The organism is Pyramidobacter sp. CG50-2 (genome assembly GCF_003612005.1).
GTDB lineage: Bacteria > Synergistota > Synergistia > Synergistales > Dethiosulfovibrionaceae > Pyramidobacter.
This window is the reverse complement of record NZ_RAWT01000049.1, coordinates 1-20,038: the sequence shown is the minus strand read 5'-3', so window position 1 is coordinate 20,038 and position 20,038 is coordinate 1. Positions and strand designations below refer to the sequence as shown.

Genomic DNA, 20,038 nt, shown 5'->3' with positions numbered 1-20,038 from the left:
GGCGAACTGAGAGGCGAAATCAAGACCACCGGAGCGCTCGGCTCCGCCCTCGCCGGCCTGAAACCGATGCAGTACGACCCCGTCGAACCCAGCCAGATCATGGCCGGCTTCGGAGCGTACAGAGGCGAGTACGCGCTGGCCCTCGGCTTCGCGCACTACCTGAAAGAAGACTTCATGGTCCACGCCGGAGTGTCCGTCACGCATCACGGCGAGTCGATGGCCAACGCCGGGCTGACGTGGAAGATCGGGCGCAAGGAAGACAAGGACGCGATCCCGGCGCGCTACCGCTCCGGCCCGATCAGCAGCGTCTACGTGATGCAGAAGGAGAACGCCGAATTGCAGGCCCAGGTGGCCTCGCAGGCGCACGAGATTGCGGAACTGAAAGCTTCGCAGGCCCGCGAACAGGCGGAGATGAAGGAGCGCATGGAGCGTCTGGAACGCCTGCTGCGCGCTTCGGGCAAGCTCAAGTAAACGGAATCCGCCGCCGCGGCGGAGAAGAAACGGGATCGGCAACGCAGGAGGCACGGTAACCGCTGAAGCGGGTTGCCGTGCCTCTTGTACGTGAAGTCGCGGCGCTGTTCGGGGCGAGGGGCCCTGCTATAATGAACGAAAAGCGGCGGAGCGGCGGGAGGAGTGGGAAGATTGAGTTCTGCGTCACGCAGTCTGGGCGTCTTCGCCATGCTCATGGCGGGGCTGTTCTGGGGCGGCAGCGGCACGATTTCGCGCTTCGCGCCGGTGGCGGCCCTCGATCAACCGCTGGCGCTGGCGTGGACGCGGCTGTTTTTCGGCGGCGTCATGCTCTGTGCGGCGGCGTTGGCCGTTCGCCGTCGCGGCGTTTTTTCGACGGCGCGCGCGGCGTTTCTGGCCGGGATCTGTACGGCGATGAACCAAACGGGGTTTTTCATGTCCATGGATGTGCTCGGCGTGGCTCTGGGCACAATGCTGGTGATCGGATCGTCGCTGGTCATGGCCGGCGTTCTCGGCTGTTTCCTCGGCGAGGCGCCGTCGCGGCTCTGGTGGTTCGCGGCGCTGCTGGGCGTTGCCGGCAGCTGTCTGGCGGCTGCGCCCGGTTCGGCGGGCGCTTCTTTTCAGGCGGCGGGATTGTTGTGGGGGCTTCTCGGCGGTCTGGTCTACGCGCTGTTGGGGCTGAATTTGAAGCTGCTGGCGCGGCGTGGGCTTGGCCCGTTGGAGAGCAACGGCGCGGCCCTGCTGTGGGGCGCGGCGCTGATGCTGCCGCTGCTGTGGGGACGCGACATGAGCTGGCTGGCGACGGGGCGCGGTATGGCGAGCGCGCTGGCGCTGGGATTTTTCCCTACGGCGGTGCCGTATTTCTTCTTTGCGTTGGCGTTGGCGCGCATCACCGTGGGACAGTCCTACACGATCGGACTGGTGGAGCCGCTTACGGCGGGGCTGCTGGGACTGTTTTTTCTCGGCGAGACGGCAACGGCCGTGCAGGCGGCCGGCATGGCGCTGGAATTTGCCTGTATGGCGCTGACGGGCTGGGACGCTCTTCATAAAAGTTGACGAAGGGGAGAGGATGAAATGTACGAATCGCTGCTGACCCGTTTCAGCCAGGATCATCCCTGCTGGGACCGCGAGCTGCTGGAACGCGCCGGAGAAGACGCAGCGGGGCTGGACGAACTGACCGCGCGGGGGCTGCTGAAGGAGCGTGGCGGAGTCTACGCGCTGACGGGATCCGGCGCGGAATCGTTCCGCCGGGCCGCGGCGGAGATGTTTCTCGACGAGCGCCCCGGCGGCGAGCCGGAAAACGCGGGACGCTGCCTGCTGACCACGGCGCTGTGGCTGGAACTGGAGCGCGCGAACGTGCAGCGCTGGGGGCTGAAGCGCTACGTCGTCCGTCCCGATTGGCCCGTGCGGCCGGCGCTGCGGCGTGAAGAAGTATGGCGTATCGAGGGCGGAAAACTGCGCTGGCTTTATCCCGACGAACCGCGTTTCAAGGCCATGCTCGCAGCCCATCCTGCCGTGCCGCACCGCCGGCGCCGCGCGGAGATCCCCGACCCGGCCGCCTGGGCGGCGTGGCGGGAACTGCCCGGCGAACGTCTGGGGCTCGATCTGGCGCTGATCGTCAACTACGATTTCGAGAATTACCGCGACTTCAGGGGACATCCGGGCGACGAGCACCGGCTCGTCAACGCCGACCGCTTTTACTTCTCGGCCGCGGCGACGGCGGAAGAACAGCTCGACGCGCTCGGGCGCTTCCACCGCCTGCTCTGGGAGCTGCGGCGGCTGGCGATCCCCGGCTATCTCGACTGCGACGTTCACGAACAGGACAGCGTCAACTGGCTGATCTTCGTCAGCCGCACCCGCGCCGAGGCCGACGCTTCGTTGGCGCGGCTGAAAGCGCTGGGCGACGAGTTGATCCGCCCCGTCAACCCGATGGAGATCTGGACGCTCGCGCTCGAAGATCTGAAAGCTGCGCCCGACCGCTGCGAAGTGATCTGGGACGTGCTGCCCCAAGCCGGCCGCCCCGTTTGCCTGACGCTGTGATGCGGGCATTTTGCCCCTGAACGACGCAAAGCGGGCGGAAGCCGATGAGATTTGGATCATCGGCTTCCGCCCGCTTTCGTTGTTCCACGTGGAACATTGCCCGGCGGATGCGGCGCGGCTTTTTAACGAGCTTTTTTCAGAAGACCGTGGAAATAGTCGACGACGAAGTCGAGGAACATTCGCGTCTGGTCGTTGAGTTTGCCGCGTTCGTCGCAGGTGATGTAGATGTTGCGGCTGCACAGCGGGTCGGAGATGTGCACCAGCCGCGCCTTGTCTGTGGCCAGATGCCCCCACGTGGCTTCCGGCCAGAACGAGATGCCCAGGCCGGCGCTGACGAGGCCGCGGATCGTGCCGGGATTGTCGCTTTCGAATCCCACGTGCGGGACGAAGCCGCACAGCGCGAAAAAGCGGTCGGCGATCTCGCGCATCGGGCTGCGCTTGCCGAGCATGATGAAGTTCTCGTTGCGCAGGTCCTTGAGCCGCACCGACTCTTTCAGCGCCAGATGGGACTGCATGGGGACGGCCAGCAGGATCTCCTCGTTCATGACCACGCGGCTGTTCTCCGGCGCCGCGTCGGGCAGCGCCGTGCGCATGCAGAGGTCGCACTTGGTGGTGCGGGCGTTCTGGATGATCTGGAAGTCGATGAAGGGATGCATGGCCTTGAACTTGAGGAGGATGTCGGGCAGCAGCGACGAGCCGGCCAGCACGTTGAAGACGATGGTCGAGCGCGAATGTCCCGCTACGACCCTGAGCTCCTTGGAGAGATTGTCGAGGATGCTCATCACGGGCTCGAGCTTGCGCTTCAGCGCCAGCCCCGTGTCGTTGAGCTGCACGCGCTTGCCTTTGCGCAGGAACAGCGAGACGCCGAGCTCCTTCTCCAGCGAGAGCACGGCCTTGCTGATCGACGGCTGGGAGATGTACAGTTCCTCGGCGGCCTTCGAGAAGTTTTCGTATTTAGCGACAGTCATAAAGTACCGCAAATGAAAGAGTTCCATAGAAAGCACTCCTTTATAACTGAAATCTATAATATAATTCTACACGAAACTCCGTCAAACGGCAACGGCGCGGGAGGATGCGGAAAAGCGCCGCAGCGCGATGCGAAGAAAAGCAAGAAGAACGCCGTCTGCGGCGAAACTTCAAGGATAAAAAAAGGTCTCGTCTGGAATGCGAATTCCAGACGAGACCTTTTTCGTTTCCCTTCGCGTTTTTGCGGCGGCTCCCGTCCGGCGGCGCGCTCAACCTCGCCCGGCGAGGAAGTCGCGCGCTTCGACCAGGTCGCGGAGCATTTTGTCCCACGGCGAGCCCTCGACGCGGCGCGGGTTGCGCAGCAGGTAGGCGGGGTGGAACAGCGGCCGCAGCGTCATGGTTTGGCCGTTCCACGCAAATTGATGAAAGCGGCCGCGCAGCTCGTTGATGCCGGTCCTGACGCCGAGCAGGGTCTGCGAAGGCACGTTGCCGACGGTAAGCACCAGATGCGGACGGACCGCCTCGAACTGGGCGGTGAGCCACGGCAGGCAGGCGGCGATCTCCGTCCGCAACGGGGTGCGGTTTTTCGGCGGCCGGCATTTGCACACGCTGGTGATGAAGATCTCTTCGCGCTCCCAACCCGCCGCGGCGAGGATTTCGGTGAGCAGACGGCCGGAACGGCCGACGAAGGGGCGGCCGGTGCGCTCCTCTTCGGCGCCGGGCGCTTCGCCGACGATCATGAGGCGGGCGTTTTCGGGCCCTTCGCCGGGCACGTGATAAAAGGCGGAGCCGTCCTCGCGGACGCCGTCGGCCTGTCCCAGCGGACAGCTGCGACATTGGCAGACGCGCTGATGAAGCGCGCTGAGTGCGGACATGCGGATCCCTCCCCGGAAAAGTTCTCGAGGGTATTATACACGAATTATTTGAGCTTGAGCGGCAGCCCGCTGACGCACAGGTAGACCGAGGCGGCCAAGGCGGCGATGCGCTGGTTGAGGCGGCCGACGACGTCGCGGTAGCGCCGCTCGGCGATCCGGTCGGACGGCAGTCCCATGCCCAGCTCGCGGGTGACGACGATCACCTCGCAGGGCGGCCGGCGCAGTTTTCTGACGAACGCTTCGATCTCGGGACAGGTCTCGCCGGTGAAGCGGAAACTGCCGCTCGTCAGGTTGCTCACCCAGGCGCCGAGGTCGTCGACGATGCACACGCCGCCGCGGACCTTGTCGAGCGCCTGGTCGAGATGAACGCCCTCGACGATGGTTTCGCAGCCGTCGTCGAGGCCTTTTTGATAGAGCGCGATGTGCTCCAGCATGTCTTCCTCGGTGGAGGTCTGGGCGGAGACGATCGTTTTCCGCTCCCAGTCCTGCGCCAGTTTCAGCGCGAAAGCGCTGGCGCCGCTGCGCCATCCTCCCGTCACCATGCGGACCTGGACGCCCGAGGGCGACCTCCATTCGCTGTTCATGCGTAACGCCTCCTTCAATCGAAAATTTTTGCCGGCGCGGCGGACGCGCCGCTTCCTCACGCTTCGTCGCGGATCAGCGCCGCCAGCGCCTCGAGATCGAGCGAACGCGGCGTGTCCGCGCCTTCGAGCAGGCTGTCGGCGAGGCGGCGCTTGAGGCGGTGCAGGTCGACGATCTTCTCCTCCACGGTGCGGGCGGCCACGAAGCGATAGACGGCGACCGGGCGCGTCTGGCCGATGCGGTAGGCGCGGTCCGAGGCCTGGTCCTCGACGGCGGGGTTCCACCACGGATCCATGTGGACGACGAAATCGGCGCCGGTCAGGTTCAGCCCCGTGCCGCCGGCGCGCAGGCTGATCAAAAAGCAGTCGCCGCGTCCGGCCTGGAACGCGCGCACCAGTTCGGCGCGTCTGCCCGGCGGCGTGGCGCCGTCCAGATAGAGACAGGGCACGCCCCGTTCCGCGAGCGCCCGTTCGATCAGGCGCAGATAGTCGGTGAACTGACTGAAGATCAGGGCGCGATGCCCGCTTTCGCGCAGTTCGGCAACAAGTTCGAGCAGCGCTTCGAGCTTGGAAGAGGGGATCGCCGCGCCCACACTTTCCGACACGAGCTTGACGGCGCAGCAGCAGCGGCGGAGCTTCATCAGCTGGGCGAAGATGGCGAAGCGCTTGTCCGCCTCCGGAGAGTTTCCGGCGGCGTCGATGGCCTCGACGGCGGACTGGCGCAGCGCTTCGTAGAACGCCGATTCCTGCGGGCTCAGTTCGATGCGGCGCGTCACTTCGGTGCGCTCGGGCAGGTCGTCGAGCACCTGCTCCTTGACGCGGCGCAGCAGGAACGGCGCGATCACCCGGCGCAGACGGGCCCGCGCGCCGTCGTCGCCCGCGGCGATGGGCGAAGCGAAACGCCGGTTGAAGCGCTCCAGCGAGCCGAGCAGGCCGGGGTTGAGGAAGCGGAACAGGTTCCACAGCTCGCTGAGGCGGTTTTCGACCGGCGTGCCGGTCATGATCATGCGGAAGTCGCCCTGCAGCCCCATGACGGCGGCGGAACGCTTGGTGGACATGTTCTTGACCGCCTGCGCCTCGTCGAGCACGACCGTGTGCCACCGTTTCTGCGCGAACGACTCCGCGTCGCTCTGCAGCAGGCCGTAAGACGCCAGCACGACGTCGAAGGGCTTGAGCGCGGCGAGCGCCTTTTCGCGCCCGGCGCTGCGGTAATCGACGACGTTCAGCGTCGGCGCGAAGCGCGCCGCCTCCTCGAGCCAGTTGCCGCAGACCGACGTGGGCGCGGCCACGAGCGCCGGGCCGCCCTCGGCGCGGTACAGCAGCAGCGCCAGCGTCTGCACGGTTTTGCCCAACCCCATGTCGTCGGCCAGACAGGCGCCCGCGCCCCAGTGAGCGAGGCGCGCCAGCCAGCGGAATCCTTCCAGCTGGTAGGGGCGCAGCTGCGCGCGCAGCGCGCGCGGCGCTTCGGGCGCGAGATCCCTCGCTTCGTCGAAGCGCTCGCACAGCTCGCGCCATTTTTTGTCGGCGGCCAAAGCGCCTTCGTCGAACAGCTCCGCCACGGCCGCGGCGGCCGGCGCCGGCACGCGCAGTTCCGGCCCCTTGGCGTCGGTCAGGGAGTCGAGCGTTTCCAGGCGGCGCTGGAATTCCCGCGTCAGCGCCGCGAACTGCCCCGCGCCGACGGGGACGAAGCGGCCTTTGCGCTGCCGCAGCAGATCCATGAGCTGGCGCAGTGACAGCGTCAGTTCGCGGTCGACGGCGACGGTGCCGGAGAGCGCGAACCAGTCGGTGCCGACGCTTTGGATCGCGCCGAGCATGGCGCTTCCGTCCAGCTCGCGGCGCACGGTCATGGCGCCGCCGCGCGGCCATTCGACGGTCACGTCGGGGATTTTTTGCAGCTGCAAAAGCAGTTCGAGGCACGCGTCGGGAGCGGCGAGCTGCGCGCGCCCGTCGTCGGGATCGCCGTTTTCGGCCAGCGCCGGGCAGGCGGCGAAAAGTTCCTTCGTCTTCCGCGCTTCGGCGGCGAGGTCGCGTTTGACCTGCACGCGCCGCTCGTTCCCCGCGTCGTCCTTTTTCAGGCCGAACAGCGTCGGCGCGCCGCCGCCGGGGCGGCAGGAAAGCCCCTCGCCGCCGAATGGGCGCACCACGATCTCCGCGTTGAGGCCGTCGCCGCAGGGCGAGAGCTGAACGTGCAGGCGCGCGTCGGCTTCTTCGACGGGGACGCTCTGCGGCGCGCCCTCCAGTTCGGACTGCACGGTCACGTTCGCGGCCAGCCGGGACAGGATCTTCAGCGTGCGGGCGCGCGCTTCCTCGGGAACGAGCGCGCCCTCGCCGCCGAGAATGGCGAGGATGTTGAGATGCACCGGCGAAAAACGGGTGACGCGCAGCCGCGACGGCGACTCTTCGCTGAGCGCGTATTCGCGTCCCCGCGGGTTGGCGGGCGTCATGAGGATGCGGCAGCCGGACGGGACGGCGGTCACTTCCAGCTGCGGCTCGATTTTGACCACTTCGAGCGGCGAAAAGTCGTCGGCGCGGACGAGGTTGGGCAGCCCGGCGAGGATGTGCAGCGCCTGCATTCCGTCCAGCCACAGCTCCGACTTGCCGTAAGAGCCGCGATCGTACACGGCGTCGGCGACGCGGCGTTCCTGCTCGCTCAGGTTGGGGATGCGTTCCAGCCCGTTGGCGATGGAGCTAAGGGCGATCTCGCGCCCCTTGCTCCATTTCCCCGAGGCCTGCAGCGTCTGTTCGAGCGGGCGCACGGCGACGAGCGGTTCGTCCTCCTCCAGCCACGCCGGTCTGGCGATCTCGACGAGCCAGAGGAGGCGGCGTTCGCCTTTCTTCCGGACTCCGCCGGCGTCGCCGGCGAGCGATTCCAGTGCGTCGAGGGCGCACTCCCACGGCGGACGCGGGCTGAACAGGTCGCGAAGCGGGTGCCAGCCGTCGTCCTGTCGGCTTGCCAGCGCTTCGCCGGCGGCTTCCAGCTCGCTGGCGACGAACGACATGCCGAGGCTGTTCAGGTGGAACGCCGCGATGCGGTAGAACGCCCGCCACGTTCTGGCCAGCCGGGGCGCGATCCAGCGCGCCGCCAGCAGCAGATGGCACAGGTCGGCCGCGCCGAGCCCGAGGGAGTCCATCAGCTTCGTGAACCGCTCGTCGAGCGCTTTCTCGTCCTGGCGGGGCGGGGCGCACAGCATGGAGCGAACGGCCCTGTCGAGCGTCTTGACCAAATCGTCTTCGGCGAACAGCGCCGCCTGATTGGCGGAACTTCCTTTGGCGAGGACGCCGAGCGCGTCGTAAAGGCGCCCGCCGCGCGCCCATTCGGTGCGGTTGCTTTCCTTGTGCGCGGCGGCGGCGATCTTGTCGGGCGTTTCGCGCAGCGCCGCCAGCACCGGGATGTAAAACGGATCCCAAAGGTTGACGGGCGGCGGAGCCTTGCCGGCGCGGCGTTTGGGACGACGCGCCAGGCGCGCGTAGCTTTTGCGCGCCGCTTCGAGGTCGCCGCGCACCAGAGCGTCGACCGCCTGCAGGCGGTCGCGACCGGCGTCGTCGAGCTTGGGCAGCAGCTCCATCGCCTTCGCGAAGAGCCCGGCATGGCAGTACTGGTCGGCCAGCAGGGCCGCCAGCTCCGGAAAGTCGCCGGACCGGCAGAGTTCTTCTTCGGCGTCGGTCGCAAAGGCGCGCAGTTCCGGGCTCATTCTCGTCAGATGCAGCGTTTCGAGGAAAAAGGGGCGCATGACTTTCGGCAGGGCGCGAAACATCTCGCGGTCGAAGGGGTTGTTCAGCACCGTGGCGGCAAAAACGCTCAGGCATTGCTCTTCGGTGGCTTCCCCGCCGGCGAAGTCGAGCGCTCCCAGCTGGATGAAACTTTCGGAGTCGCCCAGATAAAAATATTTGCGCAGGAAGTACACGGCGCGCCAGAGCTCTCTGAACACCCGATAGCCGCCGCCGAATTCGGCGCGCAGCGAGGGCAGATGCAGTTTGCTCTCCACGGCTTCGCAATACAGCGCGAAGGAGTTCTCGCGCACCGTTTCGCGGGCGACCAGCTCGCGGATGGGCAGAACGACGGACCAGCCTTCGCCCTCGGCTCCCCGCTCGCGCCCGGCCAGCCCGAGCCGTTTCCAGCGCTGCAGCGCCGCCGCGTCGAAACCGGGAAGAGTCGGCGAGATGCGGGCCGCTTTTCGGGAATGGAGCATCGTCTCGTACGCGCCCGCCGCGACGGGGCCGACCGCCGCCGCCAGGATCCGCAAGGCGTGCTTCTCGTCGCCGTCCGTCTTGCGGTAGAGAGAAAGCAAATTTTCCCGTTCGAAATCAAGCTGCACTGCGCGTCACCTGCCTTTTTCATCTGTCGTTATTATAGCCTTTCCGCGCGGAGTAGGGAATTCACCGGGGGGCGAACTGGTATTTTCGACAATGCCAAACGGAATGGGCGGCGCTAGACTGAAGCCAACGAAATCGGAACGGACAGATCATTCGACGAGGTGACTCACATGAGGAAAAAAACCGGCGCTCTGGCTTTGGGCGGCTGCCTGCTTCTGCTCGGCGTCCCCGCCATGGCCGGCGAAAAACTGACGCTGGCGCAGTGCGTCGAAAAGGCGCTGGCCTCCCATCCCAGCCTGACGGCCGCCGAAGGGACGGCGGAATCGCGCCATGCCGCCGCCTCGCTCTCCGCATCCGGCAGCCGGCTGAAAGCCAGCGCGACGGGTTCTTACGCGCGCAACGGTTCCACCAAGGGAGCGAACAGCGGCGGCAGCGACGGCGACTGGAGCACCGGCGTTTCGCTCTCGCAGACGGTGTACGACTGGGGCAAGACGAAGGCGTCCGTGAAAAGCGCCAAGCTCGGCGAAAAAGCCGCGCGGGAAACGCTGGAACGCACCCGCGAGAGCGTGGTCGCCGACGTGCGCGACGCCTATTACAGCCTGAACAAGGCCGTGCGCGACACGGCGGTGCAAAACGAACAGGTGAAAAATTACCAGCAACGCCTCGACTGGGCCAAGTCCTATTACGCGGCCGGCGCCAAGGCCAAAATCGAAGTCACCAAGGCCGAGACCGACCTGGCCAACGCCAAACTCTCGCTGATTAAGGCCGAGTCCGCGGCGGAGCAGTACAAGGCCCGGCTCGCCTCGGCGATGGGAGCGCCCGAACTGGAAATCGACGGCGTCGCCGACGAACTGGAATACGAACGATGGGACATCGCCCTCGGCGACGCGCTGAAGCGCGCGGCCGCGAACCGCGCCGACCTGGCCGCTCAGAACCTGCTGGTGGACAAGGCGAAGACCGACGTGACCGCGGCGAAGCTGAACAACGCCCCCGATCTGACCGCCAGCGCCGGCTACAGCTTCGGCGGCTCGGGATTTTACGACGACGACCAGTGGAACGCCAGGCTCAGCCTGTCGATCCCGATCGGCGACGGCGGCGAGACGAAAGCGCGCGTGGCCGGCGCCACAGCCGATCTGAAAGTGGCGCGGGCCAACCGCGACAAGCTGGCGCAGGACGTCGTGCTCGACGTGCGCCAGGCCTGGCAGAGCCTTCGGGAAAGCGCCGCTTCCATCGACGCCGCCCGCGCGGCGGAGCGGCAGGCCCGCGAAAATCTCGATCTGGCGCTGAGCCGCTACCGGGCCGGCGTGGGCGACAGCCTGGAGATTTCCGACGCCGTCGACGCCTACGCGCAATCGCAGACGACGCTGATCGCGAGCCTTTACAATCACAAGGAGGCGCGGCTCAGCCTCGAGAAAGCCATGGGGGAGGTTTCCGGATCATGAAACTGAAAAGGATCGTCACGCTTCTTGCCGTCGTCGCGCTCAGCTGCGGCGGCGTGTACTGGTACAGCGAACGGCGCGCCGCCAGCGCCGACGTGAGCTACCGCACGGCCGTCGCCGCCCGCGGTTCGCTGCGCAGCGTCATCCAGGCCACCGGCACCCTGAGCGCCGAGGAGACCGTCGACGTCGGCACGCAAATCAGCGGCACCATCAACGACATCTACGTCGACTACAACGACAAGGTCGCGCAGGGACAGCTCATCGCCGTGATGGACAACCGCACCCAGCAGGCCGAAGTCGACATGGCCAGGGCCAACGTCCTCTCCGCCAAGGCGGACCTGGCCAAGGCGAAGGCCACGCTGCTCAAGGCCGACCGCGACCTGAAGCGCACCCGCGAGCTGATCAAAAAGGACCTGATCGCCCGCAGCGAACTCGACGCCGACGTGGCTTCCCAGGCGACCGCCAACGCCGACGTGATGGCCGCGCAGGCCAAAGTGACCCAGTACGAGGCCACGCTGCGCAAGGCCGAGATCAGCCTCGGCTACACGAAAATCTATTCGCCCGTCGACGGCGTCGTCGTCGCCAAGAACGTGGAGAAGGGACAGACCGTGGCCGCCAGCTATCAGACGCCCAGCATCGCCGAGATCGCCCGCGACCTCAAGCAGATGCAGGTCGAAGTCAACGTCGACGAGGCCGACATCGGCAGCGTCAAGGTCGGTCAGGACGCCGAGTTCACCGTCGACGCCTACGCCGACGCCACGTTCTCCGGCAAGGTCACGCAGGTGCGCATCTCGCCCAGCACCAGCGACAACGTCGTCAGCTACACGGTGATCGTCAAAGTCGCCAACGACGAAGAAAAACTGATGCCCGGCATGACGGCCAACGTCTCGCTGGTCGTCGCCGAGAAGAAGGACGTCCTGCTCGTGCCCAACGCGGCGCTGCGCTTCCGCCCCGTCGCCAGCACCGCGGTGACCATGGGGCCGCCTTCCCGCCGCGGCGCCGTGGCCGCGGTGGAGACGCCCGGTGTGTACGTGCTGATCGACAAAAAGCCCGCCAAGGTCGAAGTGGAAAAGGGCATCAGCGACGGCGACCGCACCGAGATCCTCTCCGGCCTCGAGGAAGGCGCGAGGGTGCTGGTCGGCTTCAACCTGCAAGCGGAAAAGAAGAAATAAGATGCCGCTCGTCGAGCTGAGAAACGTCAAAAAAAGCTTCCGCCTCGGCGGCGGGCAGGTGGAGATCCTCCACGGCATCGATCTCGTCGTGGAAAAGGGCGAATTCGTCGCCATGATGGGGCCGTCGGGGTCGGGCAAGTCGACGACCATGAACATCCTCGGCTGCCTCGACAAGCCCACGTCCGGCCAATATTTCCTCGACGGCCGCGACATCTCGGAACTGAACCGCGACGAGCTCGCGGCGATCCGCAACAGCACCATCGGTTTCGTGTTCCAGGGCTTCAACCTGCTGCAGCGCACCAGCGCCGTCGAAAACGTCGAGCTGCCCATGCTCTACGCCGGCGTCCATGCCAGGGAGCGCCGCGAGCGCGCCGTGGAAGCCCTGGCGCGCATGGGGCTGGGCGAGCGCCTGTATCACGAGCCGAGCCAGCTTTCCGGCGGCCAGCAGCAGCGCGTCGCCATCGCCCGCGGCATCGTCAACCACGCCCCGATCCTGATGGCCGACGAACCGACGGGCAACCTCGACTCCAAGACCAGCGACGAGATCATGCGCCTGTTCCAGCGGCTCAACCGCGAAGAAGGCATCACCATCATCCTCGTCACCCACGAACCGGACGTGGCGGCCTTCGCCGGGCGCGAGCTGCTCTTCCGCGACGGCGTGATCCTCGAAGACCGGCTTAACGAACATCGGCGCACTTAAAAGGAGTGAACGTTCATGATTTCCCTCGTGGAGATTTTTCGTACCGCGCTGCGCGCCCTGCGGCGCAACAAGACCCGTTCGTTCCTGACGACGCTGGGCATCATCATCGGCGTCGGCGCCGTGATCGCCGCCTTCGCCGTCGGCGCGGGAGCCAACAAGGTGATCGACGAGGAGATCGCCTCCTTCGGCACCAACTCCGTCACCGTCATGCGCGAGCGCAACGCCCAATCCACCGGCGACACCGCCAAGTACCTGACCGAAGGCGACGCCGAGGCGATCGCCGCCAACGTCTCCGGCGTCGCGGCCGTGGCGCCCGTCGTGAACGCCAGCGCGCAGGTCGTCTACGGCAACACGAACTGGTCCACGGCAGTCTACGGCAGCACCCCGTCGTACGGCGACGTGCAGGGGTACGCGATCGCGCAGGGACGCAACATCAGCGAATCGGACCAGCGCCAGGGCAACAAGGTGGCCGTGATCGGCAGCACCGTGGCGCAGAAGCTTTTTCCCCACGAAGACCCGGTCGGCAAGTCGATCCGCATCGCCAAAGTGCCCTTTGCCGTCGTCGGCGTGTTCGCCGCGAAAGGACAATCCACCGGCGGCTTCATGGATCAGGACGACTTGATCCTCGTGCCGCTGAAAACGGCGCAGAGCCGCCTCGTCAAGTGGGACAACACGCCCGGCCGCGTCGGCACCATCCAGGTCAAGGGCGTGTCCATGGAATCGCTTTCGTACATCACCAGCGAGATCACGATGTTGATGCGCGAGCGCCACAAGATCCGCGGCGGCCAGGCCGACGACTTCGCGGTGCGCAGCCTTTCGCAGATGCTCGAAGCGCGCCGCAGGACCACCAGCGTCACCTCCATGCTGCTGGCTTCCATCGCCGTCATCTCGCTCGTCGTCGGCGGCATCGGCATCATGAACATCATGCTCGTCTCGGTCACGGAACGCACGCGCGAGATCGGCATCCGCATGGCCGTAGGCGCCAAGAGCGTCAACATCCGCCTGCAGTTTTTGATCGAGTCGGTGACGCTGTCGGTGATCGGCGGCATCCTCGGCATCTGCCTGGGCGTCGGCGCGGGGTATGCTCTGGCCTCGGTCACGCAGGCGCCGCCGGTGTTCACGTTCGGTTCCATCGCGTTGGCTTTCGTGTTTTCCGCGGCGGTCGGCATCGGCTTCGGCTATTACCCCGCGGCCAAGGCCTCGCTGCTCGATCCCATCGACGCGCTGAAATACGAATGAGGCGCGAAGATCAGCGGCGTTTTTGCGTAAACTCCGCTTTTTCATATACACTCCGCAGAGTAAATCCTTTAAAGGAGGTATTCACATGAAATTCACCGGCAGAAAATATGCTCGTCTGGCGCTGTCGGCGCTGGCGGTCCTGACGTTGGCGGGCGCGGCCTGCGCGCGCCCGGGGCCGGGATTCCACGGCGGGCCGCCGCCGTCTTTCGGACGCGGTCCGGGCTTCCATCACGCGCCGCCCCCGCCTCGCCGTGATTGGCGTCCCGCCCCTCCGCCTTTCCGTCCCGGACCGGGCGGTCCAGGCTTTCGCCCTGCTCCCCCGCCTCTGCCGCGGCGTGACTGGCGTCCTGCCCCCCCCCCGCCCTTTCACCCCGGCTTCCGCCCAGCCCCACCGCCCCCGCCTCGCCGCGATTGGCGCCCCGGGCCGCCGCCTCCGCCCTACTGGGGACGGAGGATGCCGCCCCCGCCGCCGGCCTGGCACCGTCCGCCGCCTCCGCGGTATTGGCGGCATCGCCGCGACCGGGACGATTTTCTCTTCCTGTTCCCGTTCCTCTTCGCCATCGCCGCCGGCAGCGATTAGCAGTCCTAAAACCGCATAACGTCACGCCCCCGGACCGTTTCGATCGGTCCGGGGGCGTGACGTTTGTTGTCTGTCTTGTGCTCTTTTTAAAGAAGGATTATGTTCGTTAAGGCGGCTTTATTCATACCGCTGAGCGCGACTGTGGTTGGGGATTTACTCGTTGCCTGTTCCCTCCTTTTCCTGAGTGAATATTCGGCGCTGAGAGGTTTTCATTTCATTCTGAATGCGATGCCTGTCAAAAATCATGTCAGGATGAAACGGCACGATGAAGGGACGAATTGCTTTTTCCTGAATGGAAGTCTATAATCATTATTGTAGTTATAACGGTTACGATATGACTTTGAGGTGAAATATATGATTAAACGGGATTTTTATTTGAACAAAATCGTTCGCGCCATGTGGAACGGAGAGATCAAGGTCATCACGGGACTCCGCCGCTGCGGGAAATCGGTGCTGCTGTTCGAGCTGTTTTACGATTATCTGCTCAGTCAGGGCGTGAAGGACGAACAGATCGTCAGGATCGCGCTCGATCAGCGAAGGTTCTATCGATACCGCAATCCGATCGTCCTGTGCGAGTCTGTCGAGTCGCTGATCCAGAAAGAGTCGAAAAAGCGGTTTTATCTTTTGCTCGACGAAGTTCAGATGACTTCGACGGCGCTCGACGGCGAAAGTGGCGGTATCTCTGTGACTGTCTACGACATGCTGAACGAGCTGAAAGCGTACAAAAATCTTGACGTGTACGTGACGGGGAGCAATTCCAGAGGGCTGTCCAGCGACATCGCGACGGAATTTCGCGGGCGGGCGACGCAGATCCGCGTTTATCCGCTGTCGTTTGCGGAATTATACTCGCATGTCGGCGGCGACGAGCGCGCGGCGCTTGACCGGTACATGCTTTATGGCGGGATGCCGCGCCTGCTTTCTCTCGATGATGAGAAAGACAAGAAAGATTATCTCATGTCTCTTTATAACGAGCTGTATCTGAAAGACATCGCTGAGCGCAACGGCGTTGAGCGGGAGGACCTGATGAACGGCATCCTTGATTATCTCGCCTCGCAGATCGGCTCGCTGACGAATCCGACAGCCGTCGCAAACGCTCTGACGAGCATGAGACGGGAAAAGGTGAATCCTTCGCTTGTGTCGAATTATATCCAGTATTCCCTTGATTCATTCCTGATCAGCGAGGCGAAGCGGTTTGACGTGAAGGGCAAATCGTATTTCAAGTACCCCAACAAATATTACTATACCGACCTCGGCCTGCGCAACGCGCGGCTGAATTACCGGCAGTTCGACCCGGGACACATCATGGAGAACGTGATTTACAATGAGCTTGTCCGCCGAGGTTATTCCGTCGATGTCGGCGTAGTCAGCGACCGCGCTGGCGGAGGCAACGTGCGGAAAGAGATCGATTTCGTCGTCAACGATACGAACAGAAGGATCTATATCCAGTCGGCGCTGAGAATGGGCATGGAGAGCAAAACTTCGTCTGAGCTCGCTTCGCTGTGGCTGACGAACGATTTTTTCAAAAAGATCGTGATTCGCATGGACTTGTTGCACAGCTACTATGACGAAAACGGGATTTTCCACTGCGCGCTTGGCGATTTTCTGCTGAATCGCGTCGAACTGTTCTGACAGCCGGGAAGGAATGGGAGATCCATGGTAAAACCGTAATAAGGAAAAAGACGTCGCGGTGCGCGTCGCCACGACGACGGACGGCGAAACATTTGTCACCGAAGGGGCAGGCGAATACGCGCACGACGATGAAGCGCGCTGCGTCGCCTGCACCGGAAGGAGCGAGGGCGGCGGGATTGCCGGGAGCGTCCTGTATATCGGGCGCGAAAAGCTGCCGTTGTACCGCGACGGCGAAAGTCCGCTTCGCCATCGCCGCCGGCTGGCGGCCCTAAAACCGCATAACGTCGCGCCCCCGGACCGTTCGATCGGTCCGGGGGCGCGACGTTTGCCGCCGGCCCTTCGAAAAGGCGCGTGCGCCCTGCGGACGGCGGCGGGGGCGGTCCATCATGTTTCCTCACTGAAATATCGCGCGACAAACCTCTGGGAAATTCCGCGGCGCGGGCCGGGCGGAGATCCGATGTTTTTCATGAAGTTTTCTGTCTTTAACGATGTTTTTCGGTAAATAAATTCTGAAAATGATTGTTGATTTTGACCGTTTCCATCGGCATCCGCCGGCCCCGGCGCGGCAGCCGCCGACCGCCGCGGGAACCGCGGCGGCGCTGACCGCTGCGGAGGGGAGACCGATACATACAGTAAGTAATCTTTACGCGGGGGGGTACGATATGATTGTGAACGTTCTCAGAGTAGCTTATTGTATGCTACCACAAGCGCCGCGCCGGACGGAGCGCTGAAAAAGCGGAACGGCGCGGCGCATATTTCGGGGAGGTCATGAAGATGAAAGTGAAAGTTACGGGACGGCGGAAGCCGCCTTTCGGACGAAAAGCGGCGGCCCTGCTTCTGGCGCTGGCGCTGGGAGGAACGACGGGAGCGGGGAGCGCTCTTGGTGTCGACGTTACCGGGGATCATCTGAGGATTGGCTCGGGCGCCGTGTTGGGAAGTGTGTCAGAGTCTGTGATAGGAACTTCCGCCAAGGCGCTTGGCCATCATTCCGTGGCGATAGGGTACGAGGCTTGGGCGACCGACGACGAAAGTTACGCGATAGGGTGTAATGCGAAAGCCACGGGTGGTGTATCTTTCGCGATCGGAAGTAACGCAAAAGCGAAAGGTATGCGTTCCACTGCACTGGGCTTTCATGCAGAAACAGATGGGCAAGACTCGCTGGCGCTGATGGGAACGACATCCACAGCCGCCACACATGGCATTGCCATCGGCGGTCAGGTAACTGTTGCCGACGGCGTCGCCCTTGGCAGCTACTCGAAAGCTGATACAAAGGCGGGGCAGCTCGGATATCTGGGCAACTCTTCAGACGGTCGAGAATGGAGAGCCACGCGCGCGGCTCTTTCCGTGGGCGACACCAGCTCTTCGACCCCTGCCAGTATGCGCGTCACCCGTCAGATCACCGGCCTGACCGGCACCAAAGTCACCTACGGCATCGACAAGACCAAACTCGTGCAGAACATCATCGGCAGCGTGATCAATCAGATCAACAACGGCTCCACCCCGATCACCAACGTGCAGGCCAAGTTCAAGATCGCCGACGCCGGGACGGGAACGAAAACCATCACCGCGGACAAGACCGGCACGGAAACCATCAAGTTCGAAGGCGACGGCACCTACATCACCTCCGCGATGACCGCGAACGACGTCAAGTACAGCCTCGACACCGCGGCGCTGAACAACGCCATCGGCGGAGCGGCCAACTGGACCGTCAAAGACAACGAGAGCCCGACGCCCGGCAGCAAACAGATCAACGCCGCCACGCCGCTGGTCGTGAAAGGCGAAAACGGCGTGACCACCAAAGTTGACACGGGCGGTCTCACCATCGGCCTGAACGGCGCGAATCTGAGCAGCACCATCAACAACAGCTCCACCGTGATTAATAACGTCGAAGCCAAGTTCAAGATCGCCGACACCGGGACGGGAACGAAAACCATTACCGCCGACAAAACGGGAACGGAAATCATCACATTCGCCGGCGACGGCAACATCATCGAATCCGAAGTCGACACGAGCGGTGTGAAGTACAAAGTCAACACCGCCAACCTGAACACCGCCATCGACAACCAGATCGCCAACAACCCCACCGTCACCGGACACACCACTGACATCAACGCCCTCAAAGGCGGCTTCACCGTCAGCAACGCCGCCGGCACCAAACAGACCATCACCCTCGGTGGCGCGACCAAGAAGAACATCCAGTTCGTAGGCGAAGCCAACAAAATCCTCGTCGAAGTGGCGAGCGCCGCCGACGGCGCCACCGTCACCGTGAAGACCGACCCGAACCTCGGAACTCACCTCAACATCGCCAACAACGGTGCCATCACCAGTCTGAACACCACGGTAAACGGGCACACCACCGACATCACCGCCCTGAAAGCCGGTTTCAACGTCAAATCCGGTAGCAGCGTAGGCCCGATCGTGGCCGGCGACACCCTGGAGTTCGCGGGCGTCAACTACGTCCAGACCGCCTACGACGCCGCCGCCAAGAAACTGACCGTCGGCCTCGACACAACAGCGCTGAACAGCCAGATCAACAATCAGGTGAACAGCAACACTACGGTCGTTCAGCACGGCACCGACATCACCGCACTGAAAGCCGGTTTTGACCTGAAAGCCGGCAGCACGACGAACAACGTGCAGCTGGGCGGAACTCCGGTTCCGACCGTGGAATTCGCGACGACCGACGACACCATGACCGTCGGCCTGACCGGCACCAAAGTCACCTACGGCATCGACACGGCCAAACTCGCCCAGAACATCACCGGCAGCGTGATCACCAACATCAACAACGCGACCACGACCCCGATCACCAACATCAGCGCCAAATTCGGCGTGACTGCGGAAACGGGAACGAAGAAGACCGTAACGCTGGCCAAGGACACCGAACCGACCGTCAAATTCGAAGGCGACGGCACCTACATCAAGTCCGCCATGACCACCGACGGCGTGAAGTACAGCCTCGACACCGCGGCCCTGACCGGCGCCATCGGCGGAACGGCGAACTGGACGATCAAGGACGCGGAAGCCGTACCGGGCAGCAAGTTGATCAACAGCGCCACTCCGCTGGTGGTCACAGGCGCCGGCGGCGTCACCACGAAAGTCGACGCGGGCGGCCTCACCATCGGCCTGGACGGTTCGACACTGAGCAATACCATCAACAACAGCTTCACCGTGATTAATAACGTCGAAGCGAAATTCAAGATCGCCGACGCCGGGACCGGAACGAAAACCATCACCGCGGACAAGACCGGAACGGAAATCATCACGTTCGCCGGCGACGGCAACATTATCGAATCCGAAGTCGGCACGAGCGGCGTGAAGTACAAAGTCAACGCCGCCAACCTGAACACCGCCATCAACAACCAGATCGCCAACAACACCACCGTGCAGAACCTCGCCGGTGGCTTCACCGTCAGCAACGAAGCCGGAACGAAACAGGACATCACCCTCGGCGGCGCGACCAAGAAGAACATCAAGTTCGCAGGCGAAGCGAACATGATCGACGTGACCGTGACAGCCGACGGAAGCGACGGCGCGAAAGTGACCGTATCTGCCAACCCCAACCTCGGTCAAAACATCGACATCAGCAACAACAGCGCCATCACCACCATCACCGGCACCCTGTCCGGCGGATTGAACTTCGCCGGCAACGACGGCGCCGTCAACCGCACCCTCGGCCAGACCCTGAACCTCAAAGGCGGACTGGCAAGCGTGACGAGTGGCGCATCCGGCAAGAACCTCGGCGTGAAAAAGAACGCCGCCGGCGACGGCTTCGACCTCGTCATGAGCGAGCCCCCCGAGTTCGCCAGCGTCACAGTCAAAAGTGGCACGAACGAAATCAAACTCAACGGCGCGACAGGCACCATCGCCGGTTTGAGCAACACCACCCTCGACACCGGCTGGGGAACCGGCATACGAGCCGGACAAGCCGCCACCGAAGGCCAGCTGAAAGCCGCCACCCTCGCCGCGGGACAGAACGCCACCTACACCATCGGCGCCGACCCCCACGGAAGCGCCCCCGGCATCCTCCTCGAC

General features: G+C 64.1%; 14 protein-coding genes. 10 read left to right on the top strand and 4 right to left on the bottom strand.

Going from position 1 to position 20,038, the window contains the following annotated elements; all coding sequences use genetic code 11:
- The 3 genes from D7D26_RS09675 to D7D26_RS09665 all read left to right on the top strand — a co-directional run.
- On the top strand, positions 1–471 hold a 471-nt coding region (locus tag D7D26_RS09675; protein ID WP_199674751.1), incomplete at its 5' end, for a YadA-like family protein.
- 171 nt (positions 472–642) lie between these two features.
- Positions 643–1,524 (top strand): DMT family transporter, encoded by an 882-nt coding sequence (locus D7D26_RS09670; RefSeq protein ID WP_120372912.1) that lies wholly within the window; start codon positions 643–645, stop codon positions 1,522–1,524.
- An 18-nt stretch (positions 1,525–1,542) separates the two neighbouring features.
- Entirely contained in the window at positions 1,543–2,508 is a 966-nt protein-coding gene (locus D7D26_RS09665) for a hypothetical protein (protein ID WP_120372911.1), read from the top strand.
- Positions 2,509–2,630: 122 nt separating this feature from the next.
- Here D7D26_RS09665 and D7D26_RS09660 read toward each other — a convergent pair whose 3' ends face one another.
- The 4 genes from D7D26_RS09660 to D7D26_RS09645 form a co-directional block, all read right to left on the bottom strand.
- A complete protein-coding gene (locus D7D26_RS09660; protein WP_078015781.1) occupies positions 2,631–3,503 on the bottom strand; it encodes a LysR family transcriptional regulator in 873 nt (290 codons plus the stop codon).
- A 240-nt stretch (positions 3,504–3,743) separates the two neighbouring features.
- Positions 3,744–4,349 carry a uracil-DNA glycosylase gene (locus D7D26_RS09655; protein ID WP_120372910.1) on the bottom strand — a complete coding sequence of 202 codons (606 nt, stop codon included), beginning with the start codon at positions 4,347–4,349 and terminating at the stop codon, positions 3,744–3,746.
- A gap of 44 nt (positions 4,350–4,393) precedes the next feature.
- A complete protein-coding gene (locus D7D26_RS09650) occupies positions 4,394–4,933 on the bottom strand; it encodes a bifunctional adenosylcobinamide kinase/adenosylcobinamide-phosphate guanylyltransferase (RefSeq protein ID WP_078015777.1) in 540 nt (179 codons plus the stop codon).
- A 56-nt stretch (positions 4,934–4,989) separates the two neighbouring features.
- Positions 4,990–9,246, bottom strand: coding sequence for a DEAD/DEAH box helicase (locus tag D7D26_RS09645; RefSeq protein ID WP_120372909.1), 4,257 nt, complete (start codon positions 9,244–9,246; stop codon positions 4,990–4,992).
- Positions 9,247–9,414: 168 nt separating this feature from the next.
- On the opposite strand from D7D26_RS09645, the gene D7D26_RS09640 reads away from it, so the two are divergent.
- The 7 genes from D7D26_RS09640 to D7D26_RS09600 all read left to right on the top strand — a co-directional run.
- Positions 9,415–10,686, top strand: coding sequence for a TolC family protein (locus tag D7D26_RS09640; RefSeq protein ID WP_120372908.1), 1,272 nt, complete (start codon positions 9,415–9,417; stop codon positions 10,684–10,686).
- On the top strand, positions 10,683–11,855 hold the full coding sequence (locus D7D26_RS09635; protein ID WP_120372907.1) for an efflux RND transporter periplasmic adaptor subunit: 1,173 nt from the start codon (positions 10,683–10,685) through the stop codon (positions 11,853–11,855). The genes D7D26_RS09640 and D7D26_RS09635 overlap by 4 nt, the downstream gene beginning before the upstream one ends.
- 1 nt (position 11,856) lies before the next feature.
- Positions 11,857–12,555, top strand: coding sequence for an ABC transporter ATP-binding protein (locus tag D7D26_RS09630; RefSeq protein ID WP_120372906.1), 699 nt, complete (start codon positions 11,857–11,859; stop codon positions 12,553–12,555).
- A 15-nt stretch (positions 12,556–12,570) separates the two neighbouring features.
- Positions 12,571–13,794 (top strand): ABC transporter permease, encoded by a 1,224-nt coding sequence (locus D7D26_RS09625; protein WP_078015772.1) that lies wholly within the window; start codon positions 12,571–12,573, stop codon positions 13,792–13,794.
- Between the two features lie 955 nt (positions 13,795–14,749).
- A complete protein-coding gene (locus D7D26_RS09610; protein ID WP_233543531.1) occupies positions 14,750–16,003 on the top strand; it encodes an ATP-binding protein in 1,254 nt (417 codons plus the stop codon).
- Positions 16,004–16,061: 58 nt separating this feature from the next.
- On the top strand, positions 16,062–16,505 hold the full coding sequence (locus D7D26_RS09605) for a hypothetical protein (protein WP_120372903.1): 444 nt from the start codon (positions 16,062–16,064) through the stop codon (positions 16,503–16,505).
- A gap of 272 nt (positions 16,506–16,777) precedes the next feature.
- Positions 16,778–20,038: beta strand repeat-containing protein (locus D7D26_RS09600; RefSeq protein WP_147413065.1), on the top strand; the 3,261-nt coding region annotated here is incomplete at its 3' end.

Bases quoted from the DNA above. Each gene is read 5' to 3' on its own strand.
- D7D26_RS09665 (WP_120372911.1), top strand. From the start codon at position 1,543: ATGTACGAATCGCTGCTGACCCGTTTCAGCCAGGATCATCCCTGCTGG.
- D7D26_RS09660 (WP_078015781.1), bottom strand. From the start codon at position 3,503: ATGGAACTCTTTCATTTGCGGTACTTTATGACTGTCGCTAAATACGAA.
- D7D26_RS09655 (WP_120372910.1), bottom strand. From the start codon at position 4,349: ATGTCCGCACTCAGCGCGCTTCATCAGCGCGTCTGCCAATGTCGCAGC.
- D7D26_RS09650 (WP_078015777.1), bottom strand. From the start codon at position 4,933: ATGAACAGCGAATGGAGGTCGCCCTCGGGCGTCCAGGTCCGCATGGTG.
- D7D26_RS09640 (WP_120372908.1), top strand. From the start codon at position 9,415: ATGAGGAAAAAAACCGGCGCTCTGGCTTTGGGCGGCTGCCTGCTTCTG.
- D7D26_RS09635 (WP_120372907.1), top strand. From the start codon at position 10,683: ATGAAACTGAAAAGGATCGTCACGCTTCTTGCCGTCGTCGCGCTCAGC.
- D7D26_RS09630 (WP_120372906.1), top strand. From the start codon at position 11,857: ATGCCGCTCGTCGAGCTGAGAAACGTCAAAAAAAGCTTCCGCCTCGGC.
- D7D26_RS09625 (WP_078015772.1), top strand. From the start codon at position 12,571: ATGATTTCCCTCGTGGAGATTTTTCGTACCGCGCTGCGCGCCCTGCGG.